Raw genomic sequence first — 26,359 nt, 5'->3', positions numbered from 1 at the left:
GGAGAGAGCCCTTGTTCAGCGTCACCGTCCGCGACCACATCATGATCGCGCACAGCTTCTCCGGCGAGGTCTTCGGGCCCGCGCAGCGGCTGCACGGCGCCACCTTCGTGGTGGACGCCACCTTCCGCCGCCCGGAGCTGGACGAGGACAACATCGTCGTCGACATCGGCCGGGCGAGCGAGCAGCTGCGCACCATCTGCTCCGGCCTCAGCTACCGCAACCTCGACGACGATCCGGAGTTCTCCGGCGTCAACACCTCCACCGAGTTCCTCGCCAAGGTGATCGCCGACCGGCTGGCCGTACGGGTCTGCGCCGGTGAGCTCGGGCCGGGCGCGCGCGGCCTGACCGGCATCCAGGTCACCCTGCACGAGTCGCACATCGCCTGGGCGAGCTACGAACGAACCCTGCGGTGACCCACCGGCTCCACGTGGTGCTGCCGGCCGGCGTCGACGACCCGGCGACGCCCAGCGGCGGCAACCGCTACGACCGCCGGGTGCTCGACCACCTGGCGGCGTCGTACGACGTACGGGAGATCGCCGTGGCGGGCGCCTGGCCGCGCCCCGCCGCGGCCGACCGGGACCGGCTCGCCCACGCCCTGGCCCGGCTCCCGGCCGGTGCGACGGTCCTGCTCGACGGCCTGGTGGCCGGCGGCGTCCCGGAGGTTCTCCAGCCGCACGCCGACCGCCTGCGCCTGGTGATCCTGGTCCACCTGCCGCTCGGCGACGAGACCGGCCTGAGCCCGGCCGAGGCCGCCGAGCTGCGCGCCCTGGAACGGCGCGCCCTGCGCCTGGCCGCCGCGGTCGTCGCCACCAGCGCCCCGGCCGCCCGGCGCGTCGAGGCCCTGCACGACCTGCCGCACGTCCACGTGGCCGCGCCGGGGGTGGACCGGGCCGACCCGGGCGTGCCGTCCGGCACCGGCCACCGGCTGCTCTGCGTGGCCTCGCTGACCCCGCGCAAGGGCCAGGACCTGCTGCTGGCGGCCCTGGCCCGGCTCACCGACCTGGCCTGGGAGTGCACGTTCGCCGGCGCCGGGCGGATCCCGCCGGTGCCGGACCCGGTCGCCGATCGGGTCACGTTCCCCGGCCCGCTGGCCGGCGCGCAGCTCGACGCCGCCTACCGCGACGCCGACCTGTTCGTGCTCGCCTCACGCGCCGAGACGTACGGCATGGTGATCACCGAGGCGCTCGCGCACGCCCTCCCGGTCGTCGCCACCGACGTCGGCGGCGTCCCGGAGGCCCTCGGCGAGGCCGGCGGCGGCGTGCCCGGGAGTCTCGTGCCACCCGAGGACGCCGGCGCGCTCGCGGCCGTCCTGCGCGCCTGGCTCACCGACGCCGGCCTGCGCGAGACCTGGCGGGACCGGGCCCGGGCCCGCCGGGCGACGCTGACCGGCTGGGACGAGACCGCCCGCCGGCTGACCGCCATTCTGCGAACCATCGAGGAAGGAACCCCATGACCGGAGAATTCAGCGCCGACTGGCTGGCCCTGCGCGAGCCCGCCGACGCCGATGCCCGCTCCCTGGAGCTGGTCGGGCTGCTGCCCCAGCCGGTCAAGGTGATCCGCGACCTGGGCTGCGGGACCGGCTCGCTGGGCCGGTGGCTGGCGCCGCGGCTGCCGGCGCCACAGCTGTGGATCCTCACCGACCGCGACCACGAGCTGCTCGAGGTGGCCGCGGACCGGATGCCGGAGGGCGCCAACGTGGCGATCGACGAGCGGGACGTGACCGCGCTGACACGTGACGACCTGACCGGCGCCGACCTGGTCACCTGCTCGGCGCTGCTGGACCTGCTGACCGCGGCCGAGGTGGACCGGCTCGTCGAGGTGTGCGCGCAGGCCCGCACGACCGCGCTGTTCACGCTGTCGGTCACCGGGCAGGTCCGGTTCACCCCGCAGGACCCGCGCGACCGGGAGGTCGAGGCGGCGTTCAACGCGCACCAGCGCCGGGAGACCGGTGGGCGGCCGCTGCTCGGGCCGGACGCGCCGGCGTACACGGCGGCCGCGTTCACCCGCGCCGGAGCGCGGGTGGTCACCCGGGAGAGTCCGTGGCGCCTCGGCCCGCAGCGCGCGCGGCTGACCGCCGAGTGGCTGCGCGGCTGGGTCGGCGCGGCCGCGCAGCAGCGGCCCGACCTGCGCTTCGACGAGTACCTGGCGGCCCGGCTGGCGGCGCTGCCGGAGGTCACGGTCGGACACCGGGATGTTCTGGCGATCTTCGAGTGAACCCTGGTGAGGCGGTCCGGCGTACTAGTCCCTGAGGATCGACGAGGGGACGGGAAAGTGACGCGATCGTTCTGGGCCTGGGCACGGCTGCTGGGCGGCGCCGGGATCATCGCGCTGGTGCTGTGGCGGCTGGGCACCGGCGCCTTCCTGGACGGGCTGCGGGTGCTCGACACCGGCACCCTGGCGCTGGCCTTCGGGATCGGCGTGCTCACCACGGTGCTCAGCGCGTGGCGCTGGTGCCTGGTCGCCCGCGGCCTCGGCCTGCGGCTGTCGATCCGGGACGCGACCGCCGACTACTACCAGGCGCTGTTCCTGAACGCGGCGCTGCCCGGCGGGGTGCTCGGCGACGTCGGCCGCGCCGTGCAGCACGGCCGCGAGGAGGGCGACGTGGGGCGCGGCGTCCGGGCGGTGGTGCTGGAGCGCACCGCGGGGCAGCTGGTCCTGCTGGTCGTGGGCGGGGCGGTGCTGGTCACCGTGCCGTCGCCGGTGCTGACCCTGATCGGCGCGCACGGCGCCGAGGTGGCCGCCGGCGCCGCCGTCGTGACGATCTGCTCGCTGCTGGTGGTGGGCGTGGCACGCCGGGTGGAGCGGGGCCGCTCCCGGCTCGCCGGCGCGGCCCGCACCGGCGCCGCGGAGATCCGCTCCGGGCTGCTGGCCCGCCGGAACTGGCCCGGGGTGCTGTTCGCCTCGGCGTTGGTGCTGGCCGGGCACCTGGCGACGTTCCTGGTGGCGGCCCGGGTGGCCGGCAACGGCGCCTCGCTGCTGACGCTCGCCCCGCTGCTGCTGCTGGCCCTACTCGCCATGGGCATCCCGCTGAACGTGGGCGGCTGGGGGCCGCGGGAGGGCGTGCTGGCCTGGGCGTTCGGCGCGGCCGGGCTGAGCGCGGAGCAGGGCGTGACGATCGCGGTGGCGTACGGGATCTGCGCCTTCGTCGCGGCGGCGCCGGGCGCGCTGGTGGTCGCGGTCCGCGCCGCGCGGCGGCTGCGGCCGGCGCCCGCGGACGACCAGCCGGTGGCCGAGCCGGTCCCGGCGCTCCCGGCGCGGGCCGATTCCCGGGTACGGGACACCGCGCCGATCTCCCCGGCGGTCGGCACGTGCGTGCCGGAGCCGGTACGGATCCGCCTGGCCACGGTGCGGCAACCGGCGTACACGGGTCAGGTCGCGGTTTGACCGGCCGACCGGGTCGCCGGCCCGCACCGCGTCGCGGGATCCGGAACGGGCGCGCGCAGCGTGGACGCCTCCGGGGACGCCGGCTCGTCCGGGGCGCGACGCCGCCGGGCGCGGCGGGGCGCTCAGTCCCGGCAGCGGTCGGACAGGGCGTAGCGCAGCAGCACCACGTCCCCGATCTGGCGGACCCCGGCCAGCCGGGCCCGGTTCTTCGGGCCGGCCGGGAAGTCGCCGTCGTGCACGAACCGCGGAGCCCGCGAGTCCCCCACGAAGAACGGGGCCACCACCAGCTGCAACTCGTCCGCGAGGTCACGGGTGAGGAACTGGGTGTGCACGGTGCCGCCGCCCTCGACCATCAGCCGGCGCACCCCGCGCGCGGCCAGGTCCACCGAGACCAGGTGCACGTCGACCGGGTCGCCGCCGTCCACCACGGTGGCCACCGCGCCGAGCCGGGCGCGGGCCTCGGCCAGCGCCGGGGTGGCGCAGTAGACCAGCTTCTCCGGATCCCCGGCGGTGAAGAACGACGCCCCCGGGTCGAGGTCGCCGCGGCTGGTCACGGTCACCTTCACCGGGTTCGCCGGCGCCCCGCGCGCCACCCGCGCGGCGCGGCGCCGCGCGGAGCGCACCAGCAGGCGCGGGTTGTCCTGACGGATCGTCGCCGCGCCGACCAGGATGGCGTCGCAGCCGGCGCGCACCTCGTCGACGCGGTCGAAATCCGCGTCGTTCGACAGGAGCAGACGCTCCTCGGTGGTGTCGTCGAGATAACCGTCGATCGACATCCCGCAACTCAACAAGGTGTAAGGACGCTCAGCCATCGTGCGTCCACGATAATCCGCGGCGTACGGCGCCCGATCTTCGGGCGACGCCGCGGCCAGCGGCAACACATGAGGAGGACCGATGTCTGAAGCCCCGGCAACGGCGAGGGCGACGATCCGGCGGCAGGTGACCGTCCCGCTGCGGTTCCCCGACGGGTACGCCACGACCGCCCAGGTGATGACCTTCGACGGCCTGGCCGACGGCCGCGAGCACCTGGCGCTGGGCCTGGGCGACTGGCGGCGGGCGCTGACCAAGTCGGCCGCGGGTGGCCGCGCGCCGCTGGTCCGGCCGCACAGCGAGTGCCTGACCGGGGACGTGTTCGGCAGCCAGCGCTGCGACTGCGGGCCGCAGCTGCGCGAGGCCGCCGAGCGGATCACCGAGCAGGGCGGTTTCCTGCTCTACCTGCGCCAGGAGGGCCGCGGCATCGGCCTGTACGCGAAGCTGGACGCGTACGCGCTGCAGGACGACGGGCTGGACACCTACGAGGCGAACCTGGCGCTGGGCCGCGGCGAGGACGAGCGGGACTACACCGCGGCCGCGCAGATGCTGCTCGCGGTGGGCGCCGACCGGATCCGGCTGCTCAGCAACAACCCCGACAAGGCGCTGCAACTGCAGACGCTGGGCGTGGAGGTGACACAGCGGATCCCGACCGGGGTGCACGTGTCCGCGGCGAACGTGCGGTACCTGCGTACCAAGGCGTCGCACACGTCGCACACCATCGACCTGCCGCTGGCCGAGTGACCCGGGGCCGGGTCTCCGGCACGGCGGCCCGGTGACGGACGGGCGACGGCCGCCCGCGGCTCGCGGGCGGCCGTCGCCTCCCCGCGGGCCCGGGCCGGGCGGGGCTGTCACCCGACCGGGTTGTCCACAGGGAGGGGCGGGATGCCGGTCCGGCTCTCTACTATCGCTGGGTGACTTCGGCTCCCCCGATCCCCGTTTCCAGCGCCACCGACGCGCTCAACCGCATCTTCGGCTATCCGGAGTTCCGCGGGCAGCAGCGCGAGATCGTCGAGCACGTGATCGGCGGTGGCGACGCGCTGGTGCTGATGCCGACCGGCGGTGGCAAGTCGCTGTGCTACCAGATCCCCGCGCTGGTGCGGCCGGGCACCGGGGTGGTCATCTCGCCGCTCATCGCGCTGATGCAGGACCAGGTCGACGCCCTGCGCACGCTCGGCGTCCGGGCGAACTTCCTGAACTCCTCGCAGGATCTGGACGAGCGGCGCCTGGTCGAGGCCGAGTTCGTCGCCGGTGAGCTGGACCTGCTCTACGTCGCGCCGGAGGGGCTGGGGACGCCCGGCGTGCAGCGGCTGCTCGACCGGGGGCATGTCTCGCTGTTCGCCATCGACGAGGCGCACTGCGTCGCGCAGTGGGGCCACGACTTCCGGCCGGACTACCTGGCGCTGTCGATGCTGCACGAGCGCTGGCCGGACGTGCCGCGGATCGCGCTGACCGCCACCGCGACCACGGCCACCCGCGACGAGATCGCCACGCGGCTGCAGCTGACGCAGGCCCGGCACTTCACCGCCAGCTTCGACCGCCCCAACATCCAGTACCGGATCGTGCCGAAGAACGAGCCCAAGCGTCAGCTGCTCGACCTGCTGCGCACCGAGCACCCGGGCGACGCGGGGATCGTCTACTGCCTGTCCCGGGCGTCGGTGGAGAAGCACGCGGAGTTCCTCTCGGCCAACGGGATTCCGGCTCTGCCGTACCACGCCGGGCTGGACCCGCGCACCCGGGCGGCCAACCAGTCCCGCTTCCTGCGCGAGGACGGGCTGGTGATGGTGGCGACGATCGCCTTCGGGATGGGCATCGACAAACCCGACGTGCGCTTCGTCGCCCACCTGGACCTGCCCAAGTCGGTGGAGGGCTACTACCAGGAGACCGGGCGGGCCGGGCGCGACGGGCTGCCGTCGACCGCCTGGCTGGCGTACGGGCTGCAGGACGTGGTGCAGCAGCGCAAGATGATCGACAGCTCGGAGGGGGATCTCGCGTTCCGCCGCAACGCCGCGCGCCATCTCGACGCGATGCTCGCGCTGTGCGAGACGGTCTCCTGCCGGCGCGGGCAGCTGCTGGCGTACTTCGATCAGCAGGCGCCGGCCGAGTCGTGCGGCAACTGCGACACCTGCCTGAGCCCGCCGGAGTCCTGGGACGGCACGGTGGCGGCGCAGAAACTGCTGTCCACGGTGTTCCGCCTGAAGAAGGAGCGCGGCCAGAAGTTCGGCGCCGGCCAGTCGATCGACATCCTGCTCGGCAAGCGCACCGAGAAGGTCATCCAGTTCCGCCACGACGAGCTGAGCGTCTTCGGCATCGGCGCCGACCTGCGCGACGCCGAGTGGCGCGGGGTGGTCCGCCAGCTGCTCGCCGGTGGCTATCTCGCGGTCGAGGGCGAGTACAGCACTCTGGTGCTCACCGACCGCAGCTCCGCGGTCCTGCGCGGCGAGGCCACCGTGATGATGCGCCGCGAGATCCCGGCGCAGCGGTCCCGCTCCGGCTCGTCCTCGCCCCGGGCCGCGCGCACGGCCGCCGCGGTCCCCGCCGACTTCCCCGCCGAGGCCGAGCCGCTGTTCGAACGGCTGCGCGCGTGGCGCGCCTCGGTGGCGAAGGAGCAGGGCGTCCCGCCCTATGTGATCTTTCACGACAAGACGCTGCGCGCGGTCGCGGCGCTGGCTCCGTCGTCATCGGACCAGCTGGGCACGGTCAGCGGGGTCGGCCAGAGCAAGCTCACCAGGTTCGGCGACGACGTGCTGGCCGTCGTGCGCGGCGAGACGCCGGGGGCGACCACGACCGAGGAGTAGAGACACCGGGCCCGTTCGGGGAGACTACGGGGCCGGTCCGGCCGCCGCGGCACGACGTGCGCACGCGGCCCGGAATCGGCCGGACCGCGGATCCGGGACCACACCGCCGTGTGGCACGAGCCGCACCGCGCGGCGTGACACCGCGCCCGGACGCCGCCCGCAGCCCGCATCGAACCGGCCGCACCGCGCCGGTAGGCCGCGCACCGGCCTCGTGACGGTAGGCCGCGCACCGGACCCGTGACGGTAGGCCGCGCACCGGCCTCGTGACGGTAGGCCGCGCACCGGACCCGTGACGGTAGGCCGCGCACCCGCCTCGTGACGGTAGGCCGCGCACCGGACCCGTGACGGCGCGGCGCCGGGGATGACCGGACGGCAGCCGCCCGAGGGGACGGCTGCCGTCGGAAGGTCACTGCGCGGCGCTGATGTTGACCATCCAGGGGACGCCGAACTTGTCGATGAGCTGGCCGAACTCGTCGCCCCACATCTGCTTCTCCAGGGGGACGCTGACGGTCGCGCCGTCGGCCAGCTTGGTCCAGAAGTCGCGCAGGTCGTCGCCGTCGTCGCCGCTGAGGCTCACGGTGTTGGCATTGCCCGGGGTGAACGGCATACCGGGCGCGGTGTCCGAGGCCATCAGGGTGTAGCCCTGCGGGGTCTCCAGCATCGCGTGCATCACCTTGTCCTTGATCTGCGGGTCGGGCGAGCCGAACTCGCCGAACGTGCTCACCCGCAGCTGACCGCCGAAGATCGACTGGTAGGTCTCCATGGCCTCACGGGCGTTGCCGTCGAACGTGAGGTACGGATTGAGTCGGGACGTCATCACAGGCTCCCTCGCCGTCGGAAGATGTCCTCCGGACGCTAGACCCACCCCCCGACATTTCCCGGAGCGATCGACGGAGCCCCACCCGGACGAGACCCACGGCGTCGGGCCATCCCGCCGGATGCGTCGGGCTCGGCTCGCGATCCGGGCGGCCGGCGGCGAGGGTTTCCGGGGGCTCGGGCCGGGGTCTGCTCCGCCTGGTGGGTGCCGTACGGGGGGGGGGGGAGACCCCGGCCCGAGGTCGATGCCCAGGGCGGTGCCGTGGAGGCCGGATGTGATCGCAGTCGGCGCGATCGTCGGCTTCCTGGCGGACGGCCCCGCTCGGTCGCGGCGCCGCCGGGGCGCCCGATGACCGTGCGGCGAACCGCCACGCGCTCATCGGGCGCCGGTCCCTGGGGGCGAGGTCGCCGACCGGCCGGGACGATCAGGGGTGCGATCTCACCGGTGGTCGGAGCCGCACGACTCCACCGCCGCGCGGCCGGCCTCCAGCCGCGCGATCGGCACGCGGAACGGGGAGCAGGACACGTAGTCCAGGCCGACCTGGTGGAAGAAGTGCACCGAGTCCGGGTCGCCGCCGTGCTCGCCGCAGACGCCGAGCTTGAGATCCGGCCGCGTGGCGCGCCCCTCCTCGGCGGCGATCCGCACCAGCCGGCCGACACCCTCGGTGTCGATCGACTCGAACGGGCTGATGCCGAAGATACCCAGTTCCAGGTAGCGCCAGAAGAACGCGCCCTCGACGTCGTCGCGGGAGAAGCCCCAGCCCATCTGGGTGAGGTCGTTGGTGCCGAAGGAGAAGAACTCGGCGGCCTCGGCGATCTGCCCGGCGGTCAGCGCGGCCCGCGGTACCTCGATCATGGTGCCGATCAGCACCCGTACCCCGGAGTCGCCGATCACCTCGGCGATGATCTTCTCGGCTTCCGCGCGTACCGTCTCCAGTTCCTGCACCGCGCCGACCAGCGGCACCATGATCTCCGGGCGTGGGGTGCCGCCCTCGGCGGCAAGCGCGACCGCGGCCTCCACGATGGCGCGGACCTGCATGGCGAACAGACCGGGAATGACCAGACCCAGTCGGACCCCGCGCAGGCCCAGCATCGGGTTCTGCTCGTGCATCCGGCGGACCGCGGCGAGCATCTGCTCGTCGTGCTCGACCCGCTCGCCGTGCTCGTGCGCCACCGCCACCCTGACCGCGAGCTCCTCCAGGGACGGCAGGAACTCGTGCAGCGGCGGGTCGATCAGCCGGATGGTGACCGGCAGCCCGTTCATCTCCCGGAAGATCTCCAGGAAGTCCGCCCGCTGCAGCGGCTGCAGCGCCGCCAGGGCCTCGTCGCGTTCCCCGTCGGTGCGCGCCAGGATCAGCCGTTCCACCAGCTCACGCCGGTCGCCGAGGAACATGTGCTCGGTACGGCACAGTCCGATCCCCTGCGCGCCGAAACGCCGCGCCCGGGCCGCGTCGGCGCCGGTGTCCGCATTGGTGCGCACGGTGAGCCGGCGTCTGGCGTCGGCGTGCGTGACGATCCGGTGCACCGCCGCGACCAGCGGCTCGTTGGCCCGCTCGGGGTCCAGGTCGCCCTCGAAGTACTGCACCACCTCGCTCGGACGCACCGGCAGCTCCCCCAGGTACACCCGGCCGGTGGTGCCGTCGATCGAGACGATGTCGCCCTCGCCGACGACGGTCTCGCCGATCGTGAAGGAGGACGCGCCGACCTCCATCTCGTCGGCGCCGCAGACGCAGGTCTTGCCCATGCCCCGGGCGACCACCGCGGCGTGCGAGGTCTTGCCGCCACGGCTGGTCAGGATGCCGCGCGCGGCGATCATGCCGGGCAGGTCGTCCGGGTTGGTCTCGCGCCGGACCAGGATGACCGGCCGGCCGGCGGCGGCCACCTCGACGGCGCGCTGCGCGGTGAAGACCACCTCACCGGCGGCCGCGCCCGGTGACGCGCCGACCCCACGGGTGATCGGCGCCGGCTCGCCGGCGAGGTCGAAGCGGGGGAACATCAGCTGGGCGAGCTGGTTGCCGGTGACCCGGGCGAGCGCCTCGTCGAGGTCGATCACGCCTTCGTCGACGAGCTGGGCGGCGATGGTGAAGGCGGCGGCCGCGGTGCGCTTGCCGACCCGGGTCTGCAGCATCCACAGCTTGCCGCGCTCGATGGTGAACTCGATGTCGCACAGGTCGCGGTAGTGGCCCTCCAGCGTGGCCATGATCCGCAGCAGCTGGTCGTAGGAGGGTTTGTCCAGCTTCTCCAGTTCGGCCAGCGCCAGGGTGTTGCGGATGCCGGCGACCACGTCCTCGCCCTGCGCGTTGGGCAGGTAGTCGCCGTAGACGCCGGGCTCGCCGCTGGCCGGGTCCCGGGTGAAGGCGACGCCGGTGCCGGAGTCGGCGCCCAGGTTGCCGAAGACCATGGCGACCACGTTGACGGCGGTGCCCAGGTCGGCGGGGATGCGTTCCTGGCGCCGGTAGAGCACGGCCCGGTCGGCGTTCCAGGACCGGAAGACCGCCTCGACGGCGAGGTCCAGCTGCTCCCGCGGAGCCTGCGGGAAGTCGTGCCCGGTGTGCTTGACGAACACCTTCTTGTACGCCGTCACCAGCGCCCGCAGATCGTTCGCGTCGAGCTGGACGTCGTCCGTGACTCCCTTGGCGGCCTTCGCCTCGTGCAGCGCGTCCTCGAACTCGCCGCCCGGCACGTCACACACGGTCTTGCCGAACATCTGGATCAGCCGCCGGTACGAGTCCCAGGCGAACCGGTCGTTCCCGCCGGCCTGCCGGGAGAGCCCGGCGACCGAGGCGTCGTTGAGGCCGACGTTGAGGACGGTCTCCATCATGCCCGGCATCGAGAACTTCGCCCCGGAGCGCACGGAGACCAGCAGCGGGTCGTCCGGGTCGCCGAGCCGGCGGCCCATCGTCCGCTCCAGGGTCGCCAGGTGCGCGTCGATCTCCCCGGCGAGTCCCGGCACGTGCGTGCCGTTACGCAGGTACTGCCGGCACGCCTCGGTGGTGATGGTGAAGCCGGGCGGGACCGGCAGGCCGAGGTTCGTCATCTCCGCGAGATTGGCGCCCTTGCCACCCAGCAGGTCCTTGAGGTCCTTGTTGCCTTCGTGGAAGTCGTAGACGAACTTCATGCCGCACCCACCTCCGCCTAAGAATCCTCGGCTGAACACGTTCGTGCCCCGGGATTCGTAAGGCTAAGCACGACTTCGGCGAATAGTTAACAGTCTCGTGGACTTTTCCACACCGGTGCGAGGCACGGTGTTCGGATCGCGCTCTCTGCGCGCAGTTACGAGCATCTGACGCCTGCCGGGCAGCGTTTCGGCGATGGAGGGTCTGCGCCGGCGTTGCCAGCGGCGGCTGCGCGGGCCGCGCGTGCCGCATCCCTTCGATCTGGACCTGTTCAGCGCGCAAGTGGCCGCCCGGCGGGGCCGGCCGCGGCACCGGCACCCGCTGCCCGGGCTGCGCGAAGCGCCGCGCCGGCACGCCGCCGGTGCCGCGGCGTCGGAACCCCGGACCTGGGCGCCGGTCGGTCCGGAGATGGCCGACGAGGTCGCCTGGCTGCCCCGGGTCAGCGCCGCGTTCCGCCGGCTCGGGCGGACCGGTCCGGACCGTGCTCGGCCACCCCGACCTGCCGGACCGCCTCGCTGATCCCCGCGCGGGCGCCCGGCGACACGTCCGCCGCCCGCATCGCGATCTCGGTGACCCCCGCGGTGCGCAGGCCGGGCAGCAACTTCAGCTGCGCGTCGACCCGGGCGGCCAGCTCGTCGTCGAGGAAATAGGGCACCGGCACGCCGAAATGCTCGGCCAGCGCGGTCGGATGCTGCAGCGTCGGGTTGTCCCGGCGGCCGGTGCGCAGCTGCCAGATGTAGGTGTGCGAGATCGGCACACCCTGCCGGTCACGGATCGCCTCGGCGACCGCCATGTAGCTGGGCTCCGGGCCCCCGTGGCGCGGAAGAGCCGATCCAGCTTCCCCGCGATGGAGAAGACCCCCTCCGTACCGGCCACTCCGCACCACCCTTCCGCTCCCCCTCAACAGCGCCATGAGCAGCGACGATGCCTGACGGCAGGTCGATGAACATCCCCCGATGCCGGCGCTTGCGTGAACTGAGGTTGATGAGCCAGGCAGGAGCCTAGGTCAGGGTTGAGCGACGCTCAAGGTCGGTCACCGGAAGATCCTCTGTGGCCGGGAGGATTGTCTGTGGCCAGGAGAATCGCCTGTGGCCGGGAAGAGCCTCTGTGGCCGGTCGGCGCCACGAACAGGCGAGGCTACGAACGGGCGGGGCTACAAATAAGGGCGCCGCTGCGAATTCCACGGGGGAAGAACTCGCAACGGCGCACCGCGAACATTAGACCACCCGCGTCCGGCTGTCTATCCCACCCGCTGCACGACCGAGCCGACCAGCTTCTTCCAGTCGGTCTCGAAGCCCGCGGCGGCCTGCGACGTATTCAGCTGATAGATCGCGTAGGTGTCCACCAGCACCACGTTGCGGCTGGTCAGCACGGCGACCGCGGTGTCCGCGGTGCCGGGGTGCCGCGCCTCGTACGTCTTGTGGCGGATCAGCACGAACCCGGACCAGGCGCCCTCGCTGAGGTCGCGCAGCTCGACGGTCTCAGTGTAGGCCGGCTCGGAGCGGTCCGAGGTGACCGCCGCGGGCACCGAGACCGACGGCGCGCAGCCGTCCGCCACCGCCCGCAGCAGCGACTGGCCGGCCCGCGCCGCCTTGTCGTCCGGGTAGACCAGGGCCAGCTGCTCCAGGGTCTGCGCGCCCCGCTCCCCCTCGTCGGCGAGCGACGCCGAGACCACGTCGGCGCCGGGCGGGATCGACGGCGGGGTGCTCGCACCGCCGCAGAAGCTGACCATCCGCTGCGCGTCGGCGCTGGCCGTCGGCGCGGTCCAGGTCGGACCGACCTCGGCGGCCTGCAGGAAGGCGCCGCGCATGGTGGTCACGTCGATCCGGCCGGCGTCCGGCTTGTCGTCGTCCGAGCTGCAGCCGGCCACCGCGAGCAGGGCGAAGGCGGCGGCCACGGCGACCCGGCGGGGTCTGGCGGTCACGAGCATCCGGCCATCTTGGCACAGGCTCCGGCCCCGACAGCCCGGGCCGCCCACCGCAGCGGCGGGGACTCCGCGCTCCCGCGCCGGCGGGAAGTCGGCGGGGGAAGTCCCGGCGCGCACCGACGGTGGGGGAAGTCCCGGCTCGCCGGCGGCGACGGGGGGAAGTCCGGCTCGCCGGCGGCGACTGGCCGGTACCACCGCCGCCGCCCTCCGGACCCGGCGGCCCGCGAGCGCGCCCGGGACGGGCCGCCCGCCGGGTCGCCGCCGTCGAGGGTCCGCCACGCCGCGCCACGGCCTGATCCGCCCAGCGGCGGGTTCGGCGTGCCACGGCCGGTCCGATCCGCCACGGCCCGTCCGATCCGCCACGGCCGGTCCGGTCCGCCGCGGCGCGGGCTGGTTTTCCACAGGCGGCCGGTCAGCCGTCGCGCGAAAGCGAGATCGCCGCTAGCGTGACGGTGAGCGGCAGTGAGGAGGCCTGCCATGGCCGGCATCGACGAACTGGCAGCCCGGCTGCGGGCTGAGATCGGGGCGCAGCGGGTCCTCACCGACCGGCAGGAGCTGCGGACCTACGAGTGCGACGGGCTGGCCCACTACAAGGTCGTCCCGGCCCTGGTCGCCCTGCCGGCCACCGCCGAGCAGGTCGCCGCGGTGGTCCGCGCCTGCGCGCAGACCGGCACCCCGTTCGTCGCCCGCGGCTCCGGCACCGGCCTGTCCGGCGGCGCCCTGCCACACGCCGACGGGGTGCTGATCGTGACCTCGCAGCTGCGCGAGATCGTCGAGATCCGGCCCGAGGACGAGCGGGCCGTGGTCCAGCCCGGAGTGATCAACCTGCAGCTGACCAAGGCCGCCACCCCGCACGGTTACTACTACGCGCCCGACCCGTCCAGCCAGCAGATCTGCTCGATCGGCGGCAATGTCGCGGAGAACTCCGGCGGCGCCCACTGCCTGAAATACGGCTTCACCACCCATCACGTGACCGGGCTGGAGATCGTCACCCCGGACGGCGAGCGGGTCCGGCTGGGCGGCGCGGCGCCGGACACCCCGGGGTATGACCTGCTCGGCGCGTTCGTCGGGTCGGAGGGCACGCTCGGGGTGGCCACCGAGGTCACCGTCAAGCTGACCCGGCTGCCCGAGGCGGTGCGCACCCTGCTGGCCGCGTTCCGGTCCACCGACCAGGCCGGGGCCGCCACCTCGGCGATCATCGCGGCGGGGGTGATCCCGGCCGCCGTCGAGATGATGGACGCGCTCGCGATCGAGGCCGCCGAGGCCGCGGTGCGGTGCGGCTACCCGGCCGGCGCCGGTGCGGTGCTGATCGTCGAGCTGGACGGCCCGCAGGCCGAGGTGGCCGCCCAGTTCGACGAGGTCAGCGCGCTCTGCGAGGCCAGCGGCGCGTTCGAGATCCGGATCGCGGCCGACGACGTCGAGCGGGCGCTGATCTGGCGGGGGCGCAAGTCGGCGTTCGCCGCGGTCGGCCGGATCAGCCCGGACTACATCGTGCAGGACGGGGTGATCCCGCGCACCGCGCTGCCCGCGGTGCTGCGGCGCATCGGCGAGATCGCCGCCGAGCACGGCGTCCGGGTCGCCAACGTGTTCCACGCCGGGGACGGCAACCTGCACCCGCTGGTGCTCTTCGACGACGCCGTGCCCGGCGCCGCCGAGCGCGCCGAGACGGTGTCCGGCGCCATCCTCGACGTGTGCATCGAGCTGGGCGGGTCGATCACCGGGGAGCACGGCGTCGGGGCCGACAAGGTGAGGTACATGCCGCGGATGTTCGACGAGGCCGACCTGGACACCATGCAGCTGCTGCGGTGCGCGTTCGACCCGGACGGGCTGGCCAACCCGGGCAAGGTCTTCCCGACCCCGCGCCTGTGCGGGGAACCCCCGGGCCGCCGGCAGGGCGTCCACCCGCTGCACGAGCCGGACGTCGCGGAGATCTTCTGATGGCCGACCTGGACGAGCTCACGACGCCGGCCGGAGACGGCGACACGGTCTGCGGGGTGCCCGCCCGGCTGGTGGCCGCGCCGCGCGACACCGCCGAAGCGTCCGCGCTGCTCAGGGCCGCCCGCGGCCTGCGGGTGGTGATCCGGGGCGGTGGCACCAAACTGGACTGGGGACCGCCACCCCGCGGCCTGGACCTGATCGTCGACACCCGGCGCCTGGCCGGGGTGGCCGAGCACGCCGCCGGAGAGATGATCACCGTGGTCCGGGCCGGCACCCCGATGGCCGAGCTGCACGGGCTGCCCGGCCAGCAACTCGCGCTGGACGCGCCGCCCGGCGCGACGGCCGGGGGCACGGTCGCGGCGAACGCCTCCGGACCGCGCCGCCTGCGGTACGGCACGGCGCGGGACCTCCTGATCGGGATCACCGTGGTCCGGCCGGACGGGACGATCGCGCGGGCCGGCGGCAAGGTGGTCAAGAACGTCGCCGGGTACGACCTCTGCAAGCTCTACACCGGCGCCTTCGGCACTCTCGGGCTGATCACCGAGTGCGTCTTCCGGCTGCACCCGGTCCCGGCCGCGTCCCGGTTCGTCCGGGCGGTCGCCCCGCCCGGGCACGCGGCCCGGATCCTGGCCGGGCAGTTCGCGGCGAGCGCCGTGGAGGTGAATGCCGTTCCCGGCGCGGAGCCGGAGCTGGCCGTCCTGCTGGAGGGGACACCGGACGGGGTACGCGAGCGGGCCGCCGCGATCGCCGACTTGCTGGGCGGGCAGGTGTCGGCCGAGGCCCCGCCGTGGTGGGATCGGCCGCCCTGGCCCGGCGACGGCGTGGGCGTCAAGCTCACCGGTCGGTTGTCGCAGGTGCCGGCCCTGGTGGCGACCGCGGTGGGCGCGGGCGCGACGGTACGCGGATCGGCCGGGACCGGGGTTCTCTACGCGGGCTTCCCGCCCGGCGTCACGTCCCCGGGCAACGCCACCGCCCGCGCCACGGACCGCGCGGCTGCCTCCGCCGCGGCGGCCGGACCTTTCTCCCCCGCACCCGTCGCGCCGCTCTCCTCCGCACCCGTCGCGCCGCTCTCCCCCGCACCCGTCGCGCCGCGCGTCGCCTCCGCGGCGCCGGCTCCCGGCTCCGCCGCACGACCCTCCGCCTCCGCGACGCCGGGCTCCGGCCCCGCCGCGCCGCGCCCCAGGCCCGGCTGCTCGGCGACCGCCGAAGGTACGGCGACCGCCGAGGGGACGGTCGAGGTGGGCCGTGCCGTCGAGCTGCTGCGGGCGGCGGCGACCCGCGCGGGCGGGCACGCGGTGGTGCTGGTCGCGCCCGCCGGGGTACGCGACACCCTGGACAGGTGGGGACCGGTGCCCGGGTTGGCGCTGATGCGCCGGGTCAAGGACCGGTTCGATCCCGATCACCGGTTCGCGCCGGGTCGCTTCGTGGGAGGCATCTGATGGCTGACGTGGACGCCACCCGGGGCACCGGGCCGACGCCACCGGACGCGCTGCGGGCCGCGGAGACCGGGACCGGGCCGGGCGCCTTCGACGATCACCACCCGCCGAGCGCCGACCTGCTGTCGGACTGCGTGCACTGCGGGTTCTGCCTGGCCACCTGCCCGACGTACGTGCTGTGGGGCGAGGAGATGGACTCGCCGCGCGGCCGGATCCACCTGATCGCCCAGGGGGTGGAGGGTGAGCCGCTGAGCGACTCGATGGTCACCCACTTCGACCGCTGCCTCGGCTGTATGGCGTGTGTGACGGCGTGCCCGTCCGGGGTGCGGTACGACCGGCTGATCGAGGACACCCGGGCCCAGGTGGAGCGGCGGTATCCGCGTACGGCACGGGACCGCGCGCTGCGGGCGGCGATCTTCGCGGTGTTCCCGTACCCGCGGCGGCTGCGGCTGTTGCGGGGACCGCTGTGGGCGTACCAGAAATCGGGTCTGCAGAGGCTGGTCGCCCGCAGCGGGCTGCTGGAGCGGCTCGCGCCCACGCTGGCCACGCTGGACGCGCTCGCTCCGCGGCTGCGCGGCGTGCCGCGGCCGCCGCGCCGCGTCGCCGCCCGCGGCGCCCGGCGCGCGGTGGTCGGCATGCTGACCGGGTGCGTGCAGTCCGCGTTCTTCCCGGACGTCAACTCGGCGACCGCACGGGTCCTCGCCGCCGAGGGCTGCGACGTGCTGATCCCGTCCGGGCAGGGGTGTTGCGGAGCGCTGAGCGTGCACAACGGGCGGCGCTCCGAGGCGGAGCGGTTCGCGCGGCGGCTGATCGACACGTTCGAACGCACCGGCATGGACTATTTCGTGGTCAACGCGGCCGGGTGCGGGTCGTCGCTGAAGGAGTACGGCGAGCTGCTCGCCGACGATCCGGCGTACGCGTCGCGGGCGGCCGCGTTCGCCGCCAAGGTGCGTGATCTGGCCGAGCTGCTCGCCGAGCTGGGGCCGGTCGCGCAGCGGCACCCGCTGCCGGTGACGGTCGCCTACCACGATGCCTGCCATCTCGGACATGCCCAGGGCATCCGGACCCAGCCCCGTGCGTTGCTGCGCGCGATCCCCGGGCTGGAGCTGCGCGAGATAGCCGAGCCGGAGATCTGCTGCGGGTCGGCCGGGGTGTGGAACGTGCTCAATCCCGAGCCGGCCGCCGAGCTGGGTGACCGCAAGGCCGCCGCGGTGCTCCAGACCGGCGCGTCGCTGCTGGTCACCGCGAACCCGGGCTGTCTGATGCAGGTCGCGGCGGCGGTCCGGCGGCAGGGTGGGGAGATCGCCCTGGCGCACACGGCCCAGGTGCTCGACGCCTCCATCCGCAACCTGGGAACCGCGACCCTGACCGCCGAGTGACCGGCCCACCGGCTGCGGCGCGGCCGCAGCCGGGCGTCGAAGCCGACCGGCCGCCAATCGCATTGATGTACGTTGATGGGCACGCTCCCAGTATCCCCACTGGAGGTAATCCCCATGCACCGACGAAGGCTGGCCGCTCTGGCCGGCGCCTGCACCGTGCTCAGCGGTCTGCTGTTCGCCACCGCCACCAGGGCGGACGCGGCCGCCGGCTGCTCCGTCGAGTACACCGTGGCCAGCCAGTGGCCGGGCGGGTTCGGGGCCACCGTCGACGTGACCAACCTCGGCGATCCGGTGACGTCCTGGTCGCTGGTCTTCCCGCTGGCCCCCGGGCAGAGCATCACCCAGCTCTGGAACGGGTCGGTCAGCCAGTCCGGGACCACCGTCACCGTCCGCAACGCGACCTGGAACGGATCGATCCCCACCGGGGGCACCGCCTCGTTCGGCTTCACCGGCTCGTGGACCGGCGCCAACCCGGCGCCGACCGCGTTCACGCTGAACGGCGTGGCGTGCACCGGCGGTGTGGTGAACCCGACGACCCCGGCGACGCCGACCACCCCGCCGGATGACGCACCCACCCGGATCATGGCGCTGGGCGACTCGATCACCGGGTCCCCGGGCTGCTGGCGCGCCCTGCTCTGGCGGAAGCTGCCCGCCGACCGGGTCGACTTCGTCGGCACCCTGCCCGGCCAGGGCTGCGGCTTCCCCTACGACGGGGAGAACGAGGGGCACGGCGGCTACCTGGTCACCAACGTCGCCGGCCAGAGCCTGCTCACCGGCTGGCTGGCCGCGACCGACCCGGACGTGGTCCTGATGCACTTCGGCACCAACGACGCGTGGAGCAACCTGCCCACCTCCACCATCCTGGCCGCCTACACCACGCTGGTCGGCCAGATGCGGGCCAGCAACCCGAACATGCGGGTCCTGGTCGCGCAGATCATCCCGTTGAATCCGCCCACCTGCGCGGACTGCGGCCGGCGGGTGATCGAGTTGAACGCCGCGATCCCGGCGTGGGCGGCCGGGCTGAGCACCGCCGCGTCCCCGATCACCGTGGTCGACCAGTGGACCGGCTTCGACACCGCCACCGACACGTACGACGGCGTCCACCCCAACGACGCGGGCAACGCGAAGATCGCCGCCCGCTGGTACCCGGCGGTCGCCGCCGCCCTCTCCTGATCCACCGCCCGGCCGAGCCCGGCGGGGCCGGACGGGCCCAGCGGGGCAGGCCGGGCCCGGCGGGGCCGGACGAGCCCGGCGGGGCCGGACGAGCCCGGCGGGGCCGGACGAGCCCGGCGGGGCCGGACGAGCCCGGCGGGGCCGGACGAGCCCGGCGGGGCCGGACGAGCCCGGCGGGGCAGGCCGGGCCCCTTCCCGGAAAGGTCCGGGCGGTCGGTGCAGAACGCGTCGGCCGCCGGTACGGCCGGGCCTACCGCTCGACGGCCATCTCGCCCAGTTCCGCCCAGCCGTCCTGCTCCACCGACTGACTGACGATCTTCGGCGTGGCCATCAGGTACCGCGGCAGCTCCTGCCGGGCCTGCTTGAAGTGCGCCGAGCCGACGTGGTCGGCGCCCGCCTCGTCGTCCCGGAATGCCTCCACCAGCACGTACTCCTGCGGGTTGTCGATGCTGCGGGACCACTCGAACCAGAGGCAGCCCAGTTCGGCCCGGGTCGCCTCGGTGAACGGCCCGGCGATCCGCGGCCACTCGTCGGCGTGCTCCGGCTTGATCAGGAACTTCGCGGTAATGAAGATCATTCGTACGGTCCTCTCGCGCTCTCGATCCCAGGCCCCGCCGCCCCGGCGTACCGTCATCATCGCCCCCGAGGCGGCCGCCGGCACGGCGGTCGCAGCGCGAGTCGCCGCCGCTTCCTCCGGCCGGGCCGCGGCCGGACGACGGCCGGCGCGACGACCGGGCGACGACCGGAGCGACGACCGGGACAACGGCCGGGACAACGGCCAGGGTGACGGCCGGACGGGCGGCGGCCGGGCCGCTCCGGAACCGGGGTCACGGCCGCCCGGCTCGCCCGCCGCCCACGGCCGGGCGGAGACGCGCTGACCAGCACGGATCGGGCGCCCGGCGGGCCGGCGACCGGGAATCCGCGCGACGGGACGTTCGAGTGTCCAGTACGGACGGCGGCGCCCGCCCGCGACCGGCATAATCGTCCGGGTGACCAATTGGGAGTATGCGCGGCTGGAGTACCGCTCGGCGGGCACGCTGGGCACCGACCGGTTCATGGACTGGACCGCGACGTTCCACCACCCGGGTGGGGTGCTGCGCTGGGGCACCGACGAGCGCTTCGACGACCTGCGCCACCTGAACCGGGCCGGCGCGGCCGGCTGGCAGGCCTACGACCGCGCGGTGATCCACGTGAAGGACGAGCCGCACCGGCTGAGCAGCGTCACGTATTCGATGCGCCGCCCGATCCCGGCCGACCTGCCCTAGCTAGTCTCTAGGCGTGGCCAAGGAGACCGGGACCAAGCTGATCGCCTCGAACAAGAAGGCACGTCACGACTACGCGATCCTCAAGACGTACGAGGCGGGCCTGGTGCTGGCCGGCACCGAGGTGAAGTCGCTGCGCCTGGGCCGCGCGTCGCTGGTGGACGCGTTCGCCCAGGAGCACGACGGCGAGATCATGCTGTATGGGCTGCACATCGCCGAGTACGGCTTCGGCAGCTGGACCAACCACGCGCCGCGCCGCACCCGGAAACTCCTGCTGCACCGGACCGAGATCACCAAGATCCTGAACACCCTGCGGGACGGCACCGGGCTGACCCTGGTGCCGCTCTCGATGTACTTCAAGGACGGCTGGGCGAAGGTCGAGCTGGGCATCGCCCGGGGCCTCAAGTCGTACGACAAGCGGCAGGTGATGGCCGAGCGGGACGCCAAGAAGGAGATCGCCCGGGAGATGGGCCGGCGTCTCAAGGGCCGCCGATAAGATCGTCGAGGTGAAGTTCGGTCTCGATACGTTCGGCGACGTCACCGCCGACACGCCGTACGCTCAGGTCATCCGCAACGTGGTGGAGCAGGCCGTGCTGGCCGACCGCCTCGGCGTCGACGCCTTCGGCGTCGGCGAACACCACCGGGACGATTTCGCCGTCTCCGCGCCCGAGATCGTCCTGGCGGCGATCGCGGCCCGGACCGAGCGGATCACGGTGGGCACCGCGGTCACCGTGCTCAGCTCCGACGATCCGGTACGCGTGTTCGAGCGCTTCGCCACGCTCGACGCGGTGTCGCACGGCCGCGCCGAGATCATCCTGGGCCGTGGCTCGTTCACCGAGTCGTTCCCGCTGTTCGGGTACGACCTGGCCGACTACGACCGGCTCTTCGAGGAGAAGACCGAGCTGATGGCCGCCCTGCTCGAGGAGAAGCCGGTCACCTGGTCCGGCACGGTCCGCGCGCCGCTGCGCGATCAGAGCGTCTTCCCGAGGACCGAGTCCGGCCGGATCCGCACCTGGATCGGGGTCGGCGGGAGTCCGGAGTCGGTGATCCGCGCCGCCGGGTACGGCCTCCCGCTCTGCCTGGCCATCATCGGCGGCGCGCCGGCCCGCTTCGCGCCGTACGTCGACCTGTACCACCGCGCGCTGGGCCAGCTGGGCCGCCCGGAGCAGCCGGTCGCGGCGCACTGCCCGGGGTTCGTGGCGGCCACCGACGAGGAGGCGGTCGAGCTGCTCTGGCCGCACGCGCGCCGGATGCTGGACCGGATCGGCCGGGAGCGCGGCTGGCCGCCGATCACCCGGGACCGCTTCGAGGCCGACATCACCGAGGGCGCCTGGCACGTCGGCTCCCCGGAGACCGTCGCGCAGAAGATCGCCTCGACCGTCAAGGCGCTCGGCATCCAGCGGTTCGACCTGAAGTACGCCCACGGCACCCTGCCGCACGAGCACCTGATGACCGCGATCGAGCTGTACGGCTCGCGGGTCGTGCCCCGGGTCCGCGAACTGCTGGGCGCATGAGTGCGGGGGCCGGCCACCGGCCGGCCCCCGCACTCGGTGGGCGCTACTCGGCGGCCAGGCCGTACCTGCGGCAGTCCTTGAGGAACTTCGCGGTGCAGATGTCCTTGGTGGTGACGAAGCCGTCCTTCACCACGGTCGACATGATGTTGGTGGCGGTGACCGCGGTCGGCGGCAGCAGCACGGCCGGGACGTAGGCGCCCGACTCAGGGTCCTTGACCCGGTCGGCGGCCGTCTTCTTCTGCCCCTTGACCAGGCCGATCGCCAGGTCGGCGGCGGCGTTGGCCTCACGCTTGGTGGCCTTGTACACGGTCATGCACTGGTCCCCGGCGATGATGTTCTGCAGGCCCTCGACGGTGGCGTCCTGCCCGGTGACCGGAACCTTGCCGTTGAGGCCCTTGGCCCTGAGCACCTCGATCGCGGCGTTGCCCAGGCCGTCGTTGGCGGCCAGCACCCCGCTGATGTCCGGCCACTGCTTGAGCATCTGCGTGAAGATCTCTTTGCCCTCGTCGTTGTCCCACTCCGGGACGAACTGGTCAGGGCCCTTGGTGAAGTCGCCGTTGTCGAACTTGGCCTGCAGGACGGAGTCGTAGCCCTCCTTGAAGAGCCGGGCGTTGTTGTCGCTGGGCGAGCCGTTGAGCTCGGCGACCACCGGCTTGTCCGCGCCCTTCTGCGCCTTCATGCATTTGATCAGGCCCTGCGCCTGCTGGATGCCGACCAGCTGGTTGTTGAAGCTGACGTAGTAGTCGGCGCCGCCGTTGAGGGTGAGCCGGTCGTAGTCGATCACCGGAACCTTGTGCGCCCGGGCGTTCTCGATCACGGCCTTGCCGCTGCCGGAATCGAGGTTGGCGATCACCAGCACCTTGACGCCGCTGTCGATCATCTTGGCGGCGATCGCCTTGAACATCTCCTTGTCGCCCTCGGCGTTCTGGATCTCGTACGGCACCCCGGCCGCCTCGAACGCCGCCTTCAGGTACTTCGGGTCGTCGTTCTTCCAGCGGGTGGAGGTCTTGGTGTCCGGCAGGACGACGCCGACGCCGTTCTTGCCCTTGCCCGAAGAGGTCGCGTTGGCGGTGGTGCCGCTGGCGCTGGAGTCACCGCCGTCCCCGCCGTCGTCACAGGCCGTAAGCGTGACCGACGTCATCAGGCCGGCGGCGACAAGTGCGAACAGTGCCTTGCGCATGGCAGTTGAAGTCCTCTCAGGGTGAATCCCGACCTGCGTGGGGGTCGCCGGGCAGTCCGCCAAGTATCGGCCAGCGCGCCACGGCCGCAACATCGGGTGTAGGCCTGAGTGCAAGATTATTCACTTGGCCCGGTGTCACCGGCAAGACAACACGGACCGTATCGACGAGGACCTCTTTCCCGAACCGGGCGACCGGCCCGTGACCGGGCACGGCGCAACGCCGGCAACGACCGGGTCCTGACGATGGCGCTCTGCGCCGCCGCCCGCATCGGGTGCCGCCTGCGGGTGGAGCCGGACAGGGACACCATCACGCTGCGGCTGTTCCGGCTGAAGGAGGATCACCACACCCAGCACGCGGTCGCCGGGCACGGGGAACGACTGGTCGCGGCCGAGCCGTTCCCCTTCGCGCTCGACGCGGCGGCGCTGGTGCGCCGCCGCTGAGATCACCAGTCCAGGGCGATGTACTTGGGCTCCAGGTACTCCAGCAGGCCCTCGTGCCCGCCCTCGCGGCCGATGCCGCTCTGCTTCACCCCGCCGAACGGAGCCGCCGGGTCGCTGACCAGGCCGCGGTTGAGGCCGACCATACCGGCCTCGATCGCCTCGCTGACCCGCAGGCCGCGCGCCAGGTCACCGGTGTAGACGTAGGCGACCAGACCGTACTCGGTGTCGTTGGCCAGCCGGACGGCCTCGTCCTCCCCGGTGAACGTGACGATCGGCGCGACCGGCCCGAAAATCTCCTCACGCAGGATCGCCGAGTCCGGCGCGACCCCGGTGAGCACCGTCGGCGGGTAGTAGAACCCCGGCCCCGACGGCCGGCTGCCGCCGGTGACCGCCGACGCCCCGGCCTCCAGCGCCCCGCTCACCAGCGCGTCCACCTTCGCCACGGTGTCCTCGTTGACCAGCGGGCCGACCTGGGTGCGCTCGTCCGTGCCCGGGCCCACCACCAGCGCTGACATGCGCTGCGCCAGCCGCCGGGCGAACTCGTCGGCGATGCCGGCCTCGACGAAGAACCGGTTCGCGGCGGTGCACGCCTCCCCGCCGTTGCGCATCTTGGCCAGCATCGCGCCCTCGATCGCGGCGTCCAGGTCGGCGTCCGCGAAGACCACGAACGGGGCGTTGCCGCCCAGCTCCATCGAGGTGTTCACGACGTTCTCCGCGGCCTGGGCGAGCAGGATCCGGCCGACCTCGGTGGAGCCGGTGAAGGACAGCTTGCGGACCCGGGAGTCGCGCAGCATCGCCGCCACCACCTTGCCGGAGCTGCGCGACGGCAGCACGTTGACCACGCCGTCCGGCACCCCGGCCTCGGCCAGCAGCGCGGCCATGGCCAGCGCGGTCAGCGGGGTGTCGCTGGCCGGTTTGAGGATCACCGGGCAGCCCGCGGCGAGCGCCGGACCGATCTTGCGGGTGGCCATCGCGGCCGGGAAGTTCCACGGCGTGACCAGCACGCACACCCCGACCGGCCGGCGGGTCACCAGGATCCGGTTGGCGCCGGACGGGGCGGTCGCCACGCTGCCGTCGACGCGCACCGCCTCCTCGGCGAACCAGCGGAAGAACTCGGCCGCGTACGTCACCTCGCCCTTCGCGTCCACCACCGCCTTGCCGTTCTCCAGGCTGATCAGCTTGGCCAGCTCGTCGGCCCGCTCGGTCATCAGCTCGAACGCCCGGCGCAGCGCCTCACCGCGTACCCGCGGAGGCGTCGCGGCCCAGCCCGGCGCCGCCGCGGCCGCCGCGTCCACGGCGGCGATCGCGTCCGCCTCCCCGCCGTCCGCGACCGAGGCGATCACGTCGCCGGTCGCCGGGTCCAGCACGTCGAAACGTCGCGCCGAGGACGCCGGCACCCACGTGCCGCCGATGAACAGTTCGGTCTCCACCACAGCTCCCTCACGCTGGACTACGCCCTCAGCATGGTCCCCACCGGGGCACGCCGCCACTGATTGGCCGGCAGCCGTTGTGGGCACAGAGAGGGCATGGCCACCATCACGCAACGCATCCAGTCCTTCCTGCAGAGCCCGCGCGGCCGCCAGCTGGTCGACCAGGGTCGCCAGCAGCTCGCCAAGCCGGAGAACCAGCAGCGCCTGCGCCGGCTCGTCAGCCGGTTGCAGAACCGGCGCCGGCCCTGATGCCGGCGGCCTGGTGGCGCGACGGGGTCGTCTACCAGGTCTATCCACGTTCCTTCGCGGACGCCGGCGGGGACGGCATCGGCGACCTCGCCGGCCTGACCGCCCGGCTCGGGCACATCGCCGGGCTGGGCGCCGACGCGGTCTGGCTGACCCCGTTCCAGCCGTCGCCGCAGGCCGACCACGGGTACGACGTCAGCGACTACACCGGCGTCGACCCGCTCTTCGGCGACCTGGCCGGCTTCGACCGGATGCTGGCCCACGCCCACCGGCTGGGCCTGCGCGTGCTGATCGACGTGGTGCCCAACCACTGCTCGGATCAGCACCCGGTGTTCCGGGCCGCGCTGGCCGGCGACCCGTCGGCGCGGGCCCGGTTCCACTTCGCCGCCGAACCCAACGACTGGCCCAGCGTCTTCGGCGGCCCGGCCTGGAGCCGCGCCCCGGACGGCGCGTGGTACCTGCACCTGTACGCGCCGGAGCAACCCGACTGGAACTGGCGTGACCCGCGGACCGCGCCGTTCTTCGACGACGTGCTGCGCTTCTGGTTCGACCGGGGCGTGGACGGGTTGCGCGTGGACGTCGCGCACGGGCTGTTCAAGGCGAGCGGGCTGCCGCCGCTGCCACCCGGGACCGTGCCGGAGCCGGGCCGGCTGCGGGGCAACCCGTTCGCCTGCGACCAGCCCGAGGTGATCGGCGTGTACCGGCGCTGGCGGGCCGTCGCCGACGCGTACGACCCGCCGCGCGCCCTGATCGGCGAGGTCAACCTGGCGCCGGAGCGGGCCGCCCGGTATGTCGGCCCGGACCGGCTGCACCAGGCGTTCGCCTTCGCGTTCCTGACCGCGCCGTGGGACGCCGAGGCCTGGCGCGCGGCCGGCGAACGGCAGCTGCGGCACCCACCGGTGACCTGGGTGGTGGAGAACCACGACGTGGTACGCGCCCGCACCCGGTACGGCAGCCCGGCCCGCGCCCGCGCCGCGCTGCTGACCGTGCTCGGGCTGCCCGGCGCCGCCTACCTCTACCAGGGCCAGGAGTACGCGCTGCCGGAGGTGGACGTGCCCGCGGCGGCCCGGCAGGACCCGGCGTGGCGGCGCGGCGGGCTGTCCCGCGACGGCTGCCGGGTGCCACTGCCCTGGCGACGCGACCCGGCCGGCGCCTACGGTTTCAGCCCGCCCGGCGCCGCCCCGCCCTGGCTGCCGGTCCCGCCCGGCTGGGGTGAGCACCTGGACTCGCCGGCGTTGCCGCTCTGCCGCCGGGCCGTCGCGCTGCGCCGCCGCCTGCACGCCGCTGGCGCGCTGACCGCCGACGACCCGGTCGAGTGGTCCGTCGGCCCGGACGCCCGGCTGACCGCACGCCGCCCCGGTCTCACCCTGGTCGTTGCGATGGGCGCCGGCCCGGTGCCGCTGCCACCCGGTGAGGTGCTGCTCACCAGCGATCCGCTCACCCCGGACGGCCGCCTGCCGGCGGACGCCGCCGCCTGGCTGACACCGGCCACACCCGGCTGATTGGCCA

The 26,359-nt window shown here is 73.7% G+C and carries 24 protein-coding genes; 16 read left to right on the top strand and 8 right to left on the bottom strand.

All coding sequences use genetic code 11. The features are described from left to right. The first annotated feature begins 11 nt into the window (after nucleotides 1–11). The 4 genes from ACTEI_RS12290 to ACTEI_RS12275 are packed head-to-tail and all read left to right on the top strand — an operon-like array spanning nucleotide 12 to nucleotide 3,384. Nucleotides 12–413, top strand: a complete 402-nt coding sequence (locus ACTEI_RS12290; RefSeq protein ID WP_122977775.1) for a 6-pyruvoyl trahydropterin synthase family protein — start codon at nucleotides 12–14, stop codon at nucleotides 411–413. Beyond that, the gene (locus ACTEI_RS12285) at nucleotides 410–1,453 is read left to right on the top strand and encodes a glycosyltransferase family 4 protein (protein ID WP_122977774.1); all 1,044 of its coding nucleotides are present in this window, start codon (nucleotides 410–412) and stop codon (nucleotides 1,451–1,453) included. Before ACTEI_RS12290 ends, ACTEI_RS12285 begins: the two co-directional genes overlap by 4 nt. Further along, nucleotides 1,450–2,214, top strand: a complete 765-nt coding sequence (locus ACTEI_RS12280; protein WP_122977773.1) for a class I SAM-dependent methyltransferase — start codon at nucleotides 1,450–1,452, stop codon at nucleotides 2,212–2,214. The genes ACTEI_RS12285 and ACTEI_RS12280 overlap by 4 nt, the downstream gene beginning before the upstream one ends. A 57-nt stretch (nucleotides 2,215–2,271) precedes the next feature. Then, nucleotides 2,272–3,384, top strand: coding sequence for a lysylphosphatidylglycerol synthase transmembrane domain-containing protein (locus ACTEI_RS12275; protein ID WP_187645974.1), 1,113 nt, complete (start codon nucleotides 2,272–2,274; stop codon nucleotides 3,382–3,384). Nucleotides 3,385–3,506: 122 nt separating this feature from the next. On the opposite strand, the gene ACTEI_RS12270 is transcribed toward ACTEI_RS12275, so the two are convergent. Beyond that, complete coding sequence (locus ACTEI_RS12270; RefSeq protein WP_122982095.1) at nucleotides 3,507–4,196, bottom strand: RibD family protein; 690 nt, start codon at nucleotides 4,194–4,196, stop codon at nucleotides 3,507–3,509. Between the two features lie 82 nt (nucleotides 4,197–4,278). Between ACTEI_RS12270 and ACTEI_RS12265 the strand changes: the two genes are divergently transcribed. Beyond that, the gene (locus ACTEI_RS12265; RefSeq protein WP_122977772.1) at nucleotides 4,279–4,938 is read left to right on the top strand and encodes a GTP cyclohydrolase II; all 660 of its coding nucleotides are present in this window, start codon (nucleotides 4,279–4,281) and stop codon (nucleotides 4,936–4,938) included. 170 nt (nucleotides 4,939–5,108) lie between these two features. Continuing rightward, on the top strand, nucleotides 5,109–6,992 hold the full coding sequence (gene recQ, locus ACTEI_RS12260) for a DNA helicase RecQ (protein ID WP_122977771.1): 1,884 nt from the start codon (nucleotides 5,109–5,111) through the stop codon (nucleotides 6,990–6,992). Nucleotides 6,993–7,398: 406 nt separating this feature from the next. On the opposite strand, the gene ACTEI_RS12255 is transcribed toward recQ, so the two are convergent. The 4 genes from ACTEI_RS12255 to ACTEI_RS12240 all read right to left on the bottom strand — a co-directional run bounded on the left by ACTEI_RS12255 (nucleotide 7,399) and on the right by ACTEI_RS12240 (nucleotide 12,854). Next, the gene (locus ACTEI_RS12255; protein WP_122977770.1) at nucleotides 7,399–7,809 is read right to left on the bottom strand and encodes a VOC family protein; all 411 of its coding nucleotides are present in this window, start codon (nucleotides 7,807–7,809) and stop codon (nucleotides 7,399–7,401) included. A gap of 438 nt (nucleotides 7,810–8,247) precedes the next feature. Further along, nucleotides 8,248–10,926, bottom strand: coding sequence for a pyruvate, phosphate dikinase (ppdK, locus tag ACTEI_RS12250; RefSeq protein WP_122977769.1), 2,679 nt, complete (start codon nucleotides 10,924–10,926; stop codon nucleotides 8,248–8,250). Nucleotides 10,927–11,363: 437 nt separating this feature from the next. Further along, complete coding sequence (locus ACTEI_RS12245) at nucleotides 11,364–11,717, bottom strand: XRE family transcriptional regulator (RefSeq protein ID WP_203723720.1); 354 nt, start codon at nucleotides 11,715–11,717, stop codon at nucleotides 11,364–11,366. 447 nt (nucleotides 11,718–12,164) lie between these two features. Beyond that, on the bottom strand, nucleotides 12,165–12,854 hold the full coding sequence (locus ACTEI_RS12240) for a hypothetical protein (RefSeq protein WP_122977768.1): 690 nt from the start codon (nucleotides 12,852–12,854) through the stop codon (nucleotides 12,165–12,167). Nucleotides 12,855–13,328: 474 nt separating this feature from the next. Here ACTEI_RS12240 and ACTEI_RS12235 point away from each other — a divergent pair, with 474 nt between their 5' ends. The 4 genes from ACTEI_RS12235 (at nucleotide 13,329) to ACTEI_RS12220 (ending at nucleotide 18,777) form a co-directional block, all read left to right on the top strand. Beyond that, nucleotides 13,329–14,789: an FAD-linked oxidase C-terminal domain-containing protein gene (locus ACTEI_RS12235; RefSeq protein WP_122977767.1), complete on the top strand. Its 1,461-nt coding sequence runs from the start codon at nucleotides 13,329–13,331 to the stop codon at nucleotides 14,787–14,789. Beyond that, a complete protein-coding gene (locus ACTEI_RS12230; protein WP_122977766.1) occupies nucleotides 14,789–16,228 on the top strand; it encodes an FAD-binding oxidoreductase in 1,440 nt (479 codons plus the stop codon). Before ACTEI_RS12235 ends, ACTEI_RS12230 begins: the two co-directional genes overlap by 1 nt. Beyond that, complete coding sequence (locus tag ACTEI_RS12225) at nucleotides 16,228–17,604, top strand: (Fe-S)-binding protein (RefSeq protein WP_122977765.1); 1,377 nt, start codon at nucleotides 16,228–16,230, stop codon at nucleotides 17,602–17,604. The genes ACTEI_RS12230 and ACTEI_RS12225 overlap by 1 nt, the downstream gene beginning before the upstream one ends. A 114-nt stretch (nucleotides 17,605–17,718) precedes the next feature. After that, the gene (locus ACTEI_RS12220; protein ID WP_122977764.1) at nucleotides 17,719–18,777 is read left to right on the top strand and encodes a cellulose binding domain-containing protein; all 1,059 of its coding nucleotides are present in this window, start codon (nucleotides 17,719–17,721) and stop codon (nucleotides 18,775–18,777) included. 250 nt (nucleotides 18,778–19,027) lie between these two features. On the opposite strand, the gene ACTEI_RS12215 is transcribed toward ACTEI_RS12220, so the two are convergent. After that, the gene (locus tag ACTEI_RS12215) at nucleotides 19,028–19,354 is read right to left on the bottom strand and encodes a putative quinol monooxygenase (RefSeq protein WP_122977763.1); all 327 of its coding nucleotides are present in this window, start codon (nucleotides 19,352–19,354) and stop codon (nucleotides 19,028–19,030) included. Nucleotides 19,355–19,766: 412 nt separating this feature from the next. On the opposite strand from ACTEI_RS12215, the gene ACTEI_RS12210 reads away from it, so the two are divergent. Genes ACTEI_RS12210 through ACTEI_RS12200 form a run of 3 tightly spaced genes read left to right on the top strand, consistent with a single transcriptional unit; the run spans nucleotide 19,767 to nucleotide 21,553 of the window. Next, on the top strand, nucleotides 19,767–20,042 hold the full coding sequence (locus tag ACTEI_RS12210; protein WP_122977762.1) for a hypothetical protein: 276 nt from the start codon (nucleotides 19,767–19,769) through the stop codon (nucleotides 20,040–20,042). 13 nt (nucleotides 20,043–20,055) lie between these two features. Further along, nucleotides 20,056–20,535: an SsrA-binding protein SmpB gene (gene smpB / locus ACTEI_RS12205; RefSeq protein WP_122977761.1), complete on the top strand. Its 480-nt coding sequence runs from the start codon at nucleotides 20,056–20,058 to the stop codon at nucleotides 20,533–20,535. A gap of 1 nt (nucleotide 20,536) precedes the next feature. Further along, nucleotides 20,537–21,553, top strand: coding sequence for an LLM class flavin-dependent oxidoreductase (locus tag ACTEI_RS12200; RefSeq protein ID WP_122977760.1), 1,017 nt, complete (start codon nucleotides 20,537–20,539; stop codon nucleotides 21,551–21,553). Nucleotides 21,554–21,596: 43 nt separating this feature from the next. On the opposite strand, the gene ACTEI_RS12195 is transcribed toward ACTEI_RS12200, so the two are convergent. Then, nucleotides 21,597–22,733, bottom strand: a complete 1,137-nt coding sequence (locus tag ACTEI_RS12195) for a sugar ABC transporter substrate-binding protein (RefSeq protein WP_122977759.1) — start codon at nucleotides 22,731–22,733, stop codon at nucleotides 21,597–21,599. A 243-nt stretch (nucleotides 22,734–22,976) separates the two neighbouring features. Here ACTEI_RS12195 and ACTEI_RS12190 point away from each other — a divergent pair, with 243 nt between their 5' ends. Further along, complete coding sequence (locus ACTEI_RS12190; protein ID WP_122977758.1) at nucleotides 22,977–23,174, top strand: hypothetical protein; 198 nt, start codon at nucleotides 22,977–22,979, stop codon at nucleotides 23,172–23,174. Between the two features lie 2 nt (nucleotides 23,175–23,176). Here ACTEI_RS12190 and ACTEI_RS12185 read toward each other — a convergent pair whose 3' ends face one another. After that, nucleotides 23,177–24,604 carry an NAD-dependent succinate-semialdehyde dehydrogenase gene (locus ACTEI_RS12185; RefSeq protein WP_122982094.1) on the bottom strand — a complete coding sequence of 476 codons (1,428 nt, stop codon included), beginning with the start codon at nucleotides 24,602–24,604 and terminating at the stop codon, nucleotides 23,177–23,179. Nucleotides 24,605–24,700: 96 nt separating this feature from the next. Here ACTEI_RS12185 and ACTEI_RS36900 point away from each other — a divergent pair, with 96 nt between their 5' ends. After that, nucleotides 24,701–24,853: a hypothetical protein gene (locus tag ACTEI_RS36900; RefSeq protein ID WP_164465919.1), complete on the top strand. Its 153-nt coding sequence runs from the start codon at nucleotides 24,701–24,703 to the stop codon at nucleotides 24,851–24,853. Further along, the gene (locus ACTEI_RS12180; protein WP_122977757.1) at nucleotides 24,853–26,352 is read left to right on the top strand and encodes an alpha-amylase family glycosyl hydrolase; all 1,500 of its coding nucleotides are present in this window, start codon (nucleotides 24,853–24,855) and stop codon (nucleotides 26,350–26,352) included. The genes ACTEI_RS36900 and ACTEI_RS12180 overlap by 1 nt, the downstream gene beginning before the upstream one ends. The last annotated feature ends 7 nt before the right edge of the window (nucleotides 26,353–26,359 follow it).

Source organism: Actinoplanes teichomyceticus ATCC 31121 (genome assembly GCF_003711105.1).
GTDB lineage: Bacteria > Actinomycetota > Actinomycetes > Mycobacteriales > Micromonosporaceae > Actinoplanes > Actinoplanes teichomyceticus.
Note: the sequence above shows the minus strand (reverse complement) of the source record. Positions and strands in the feature narration are given on the sequence as shown.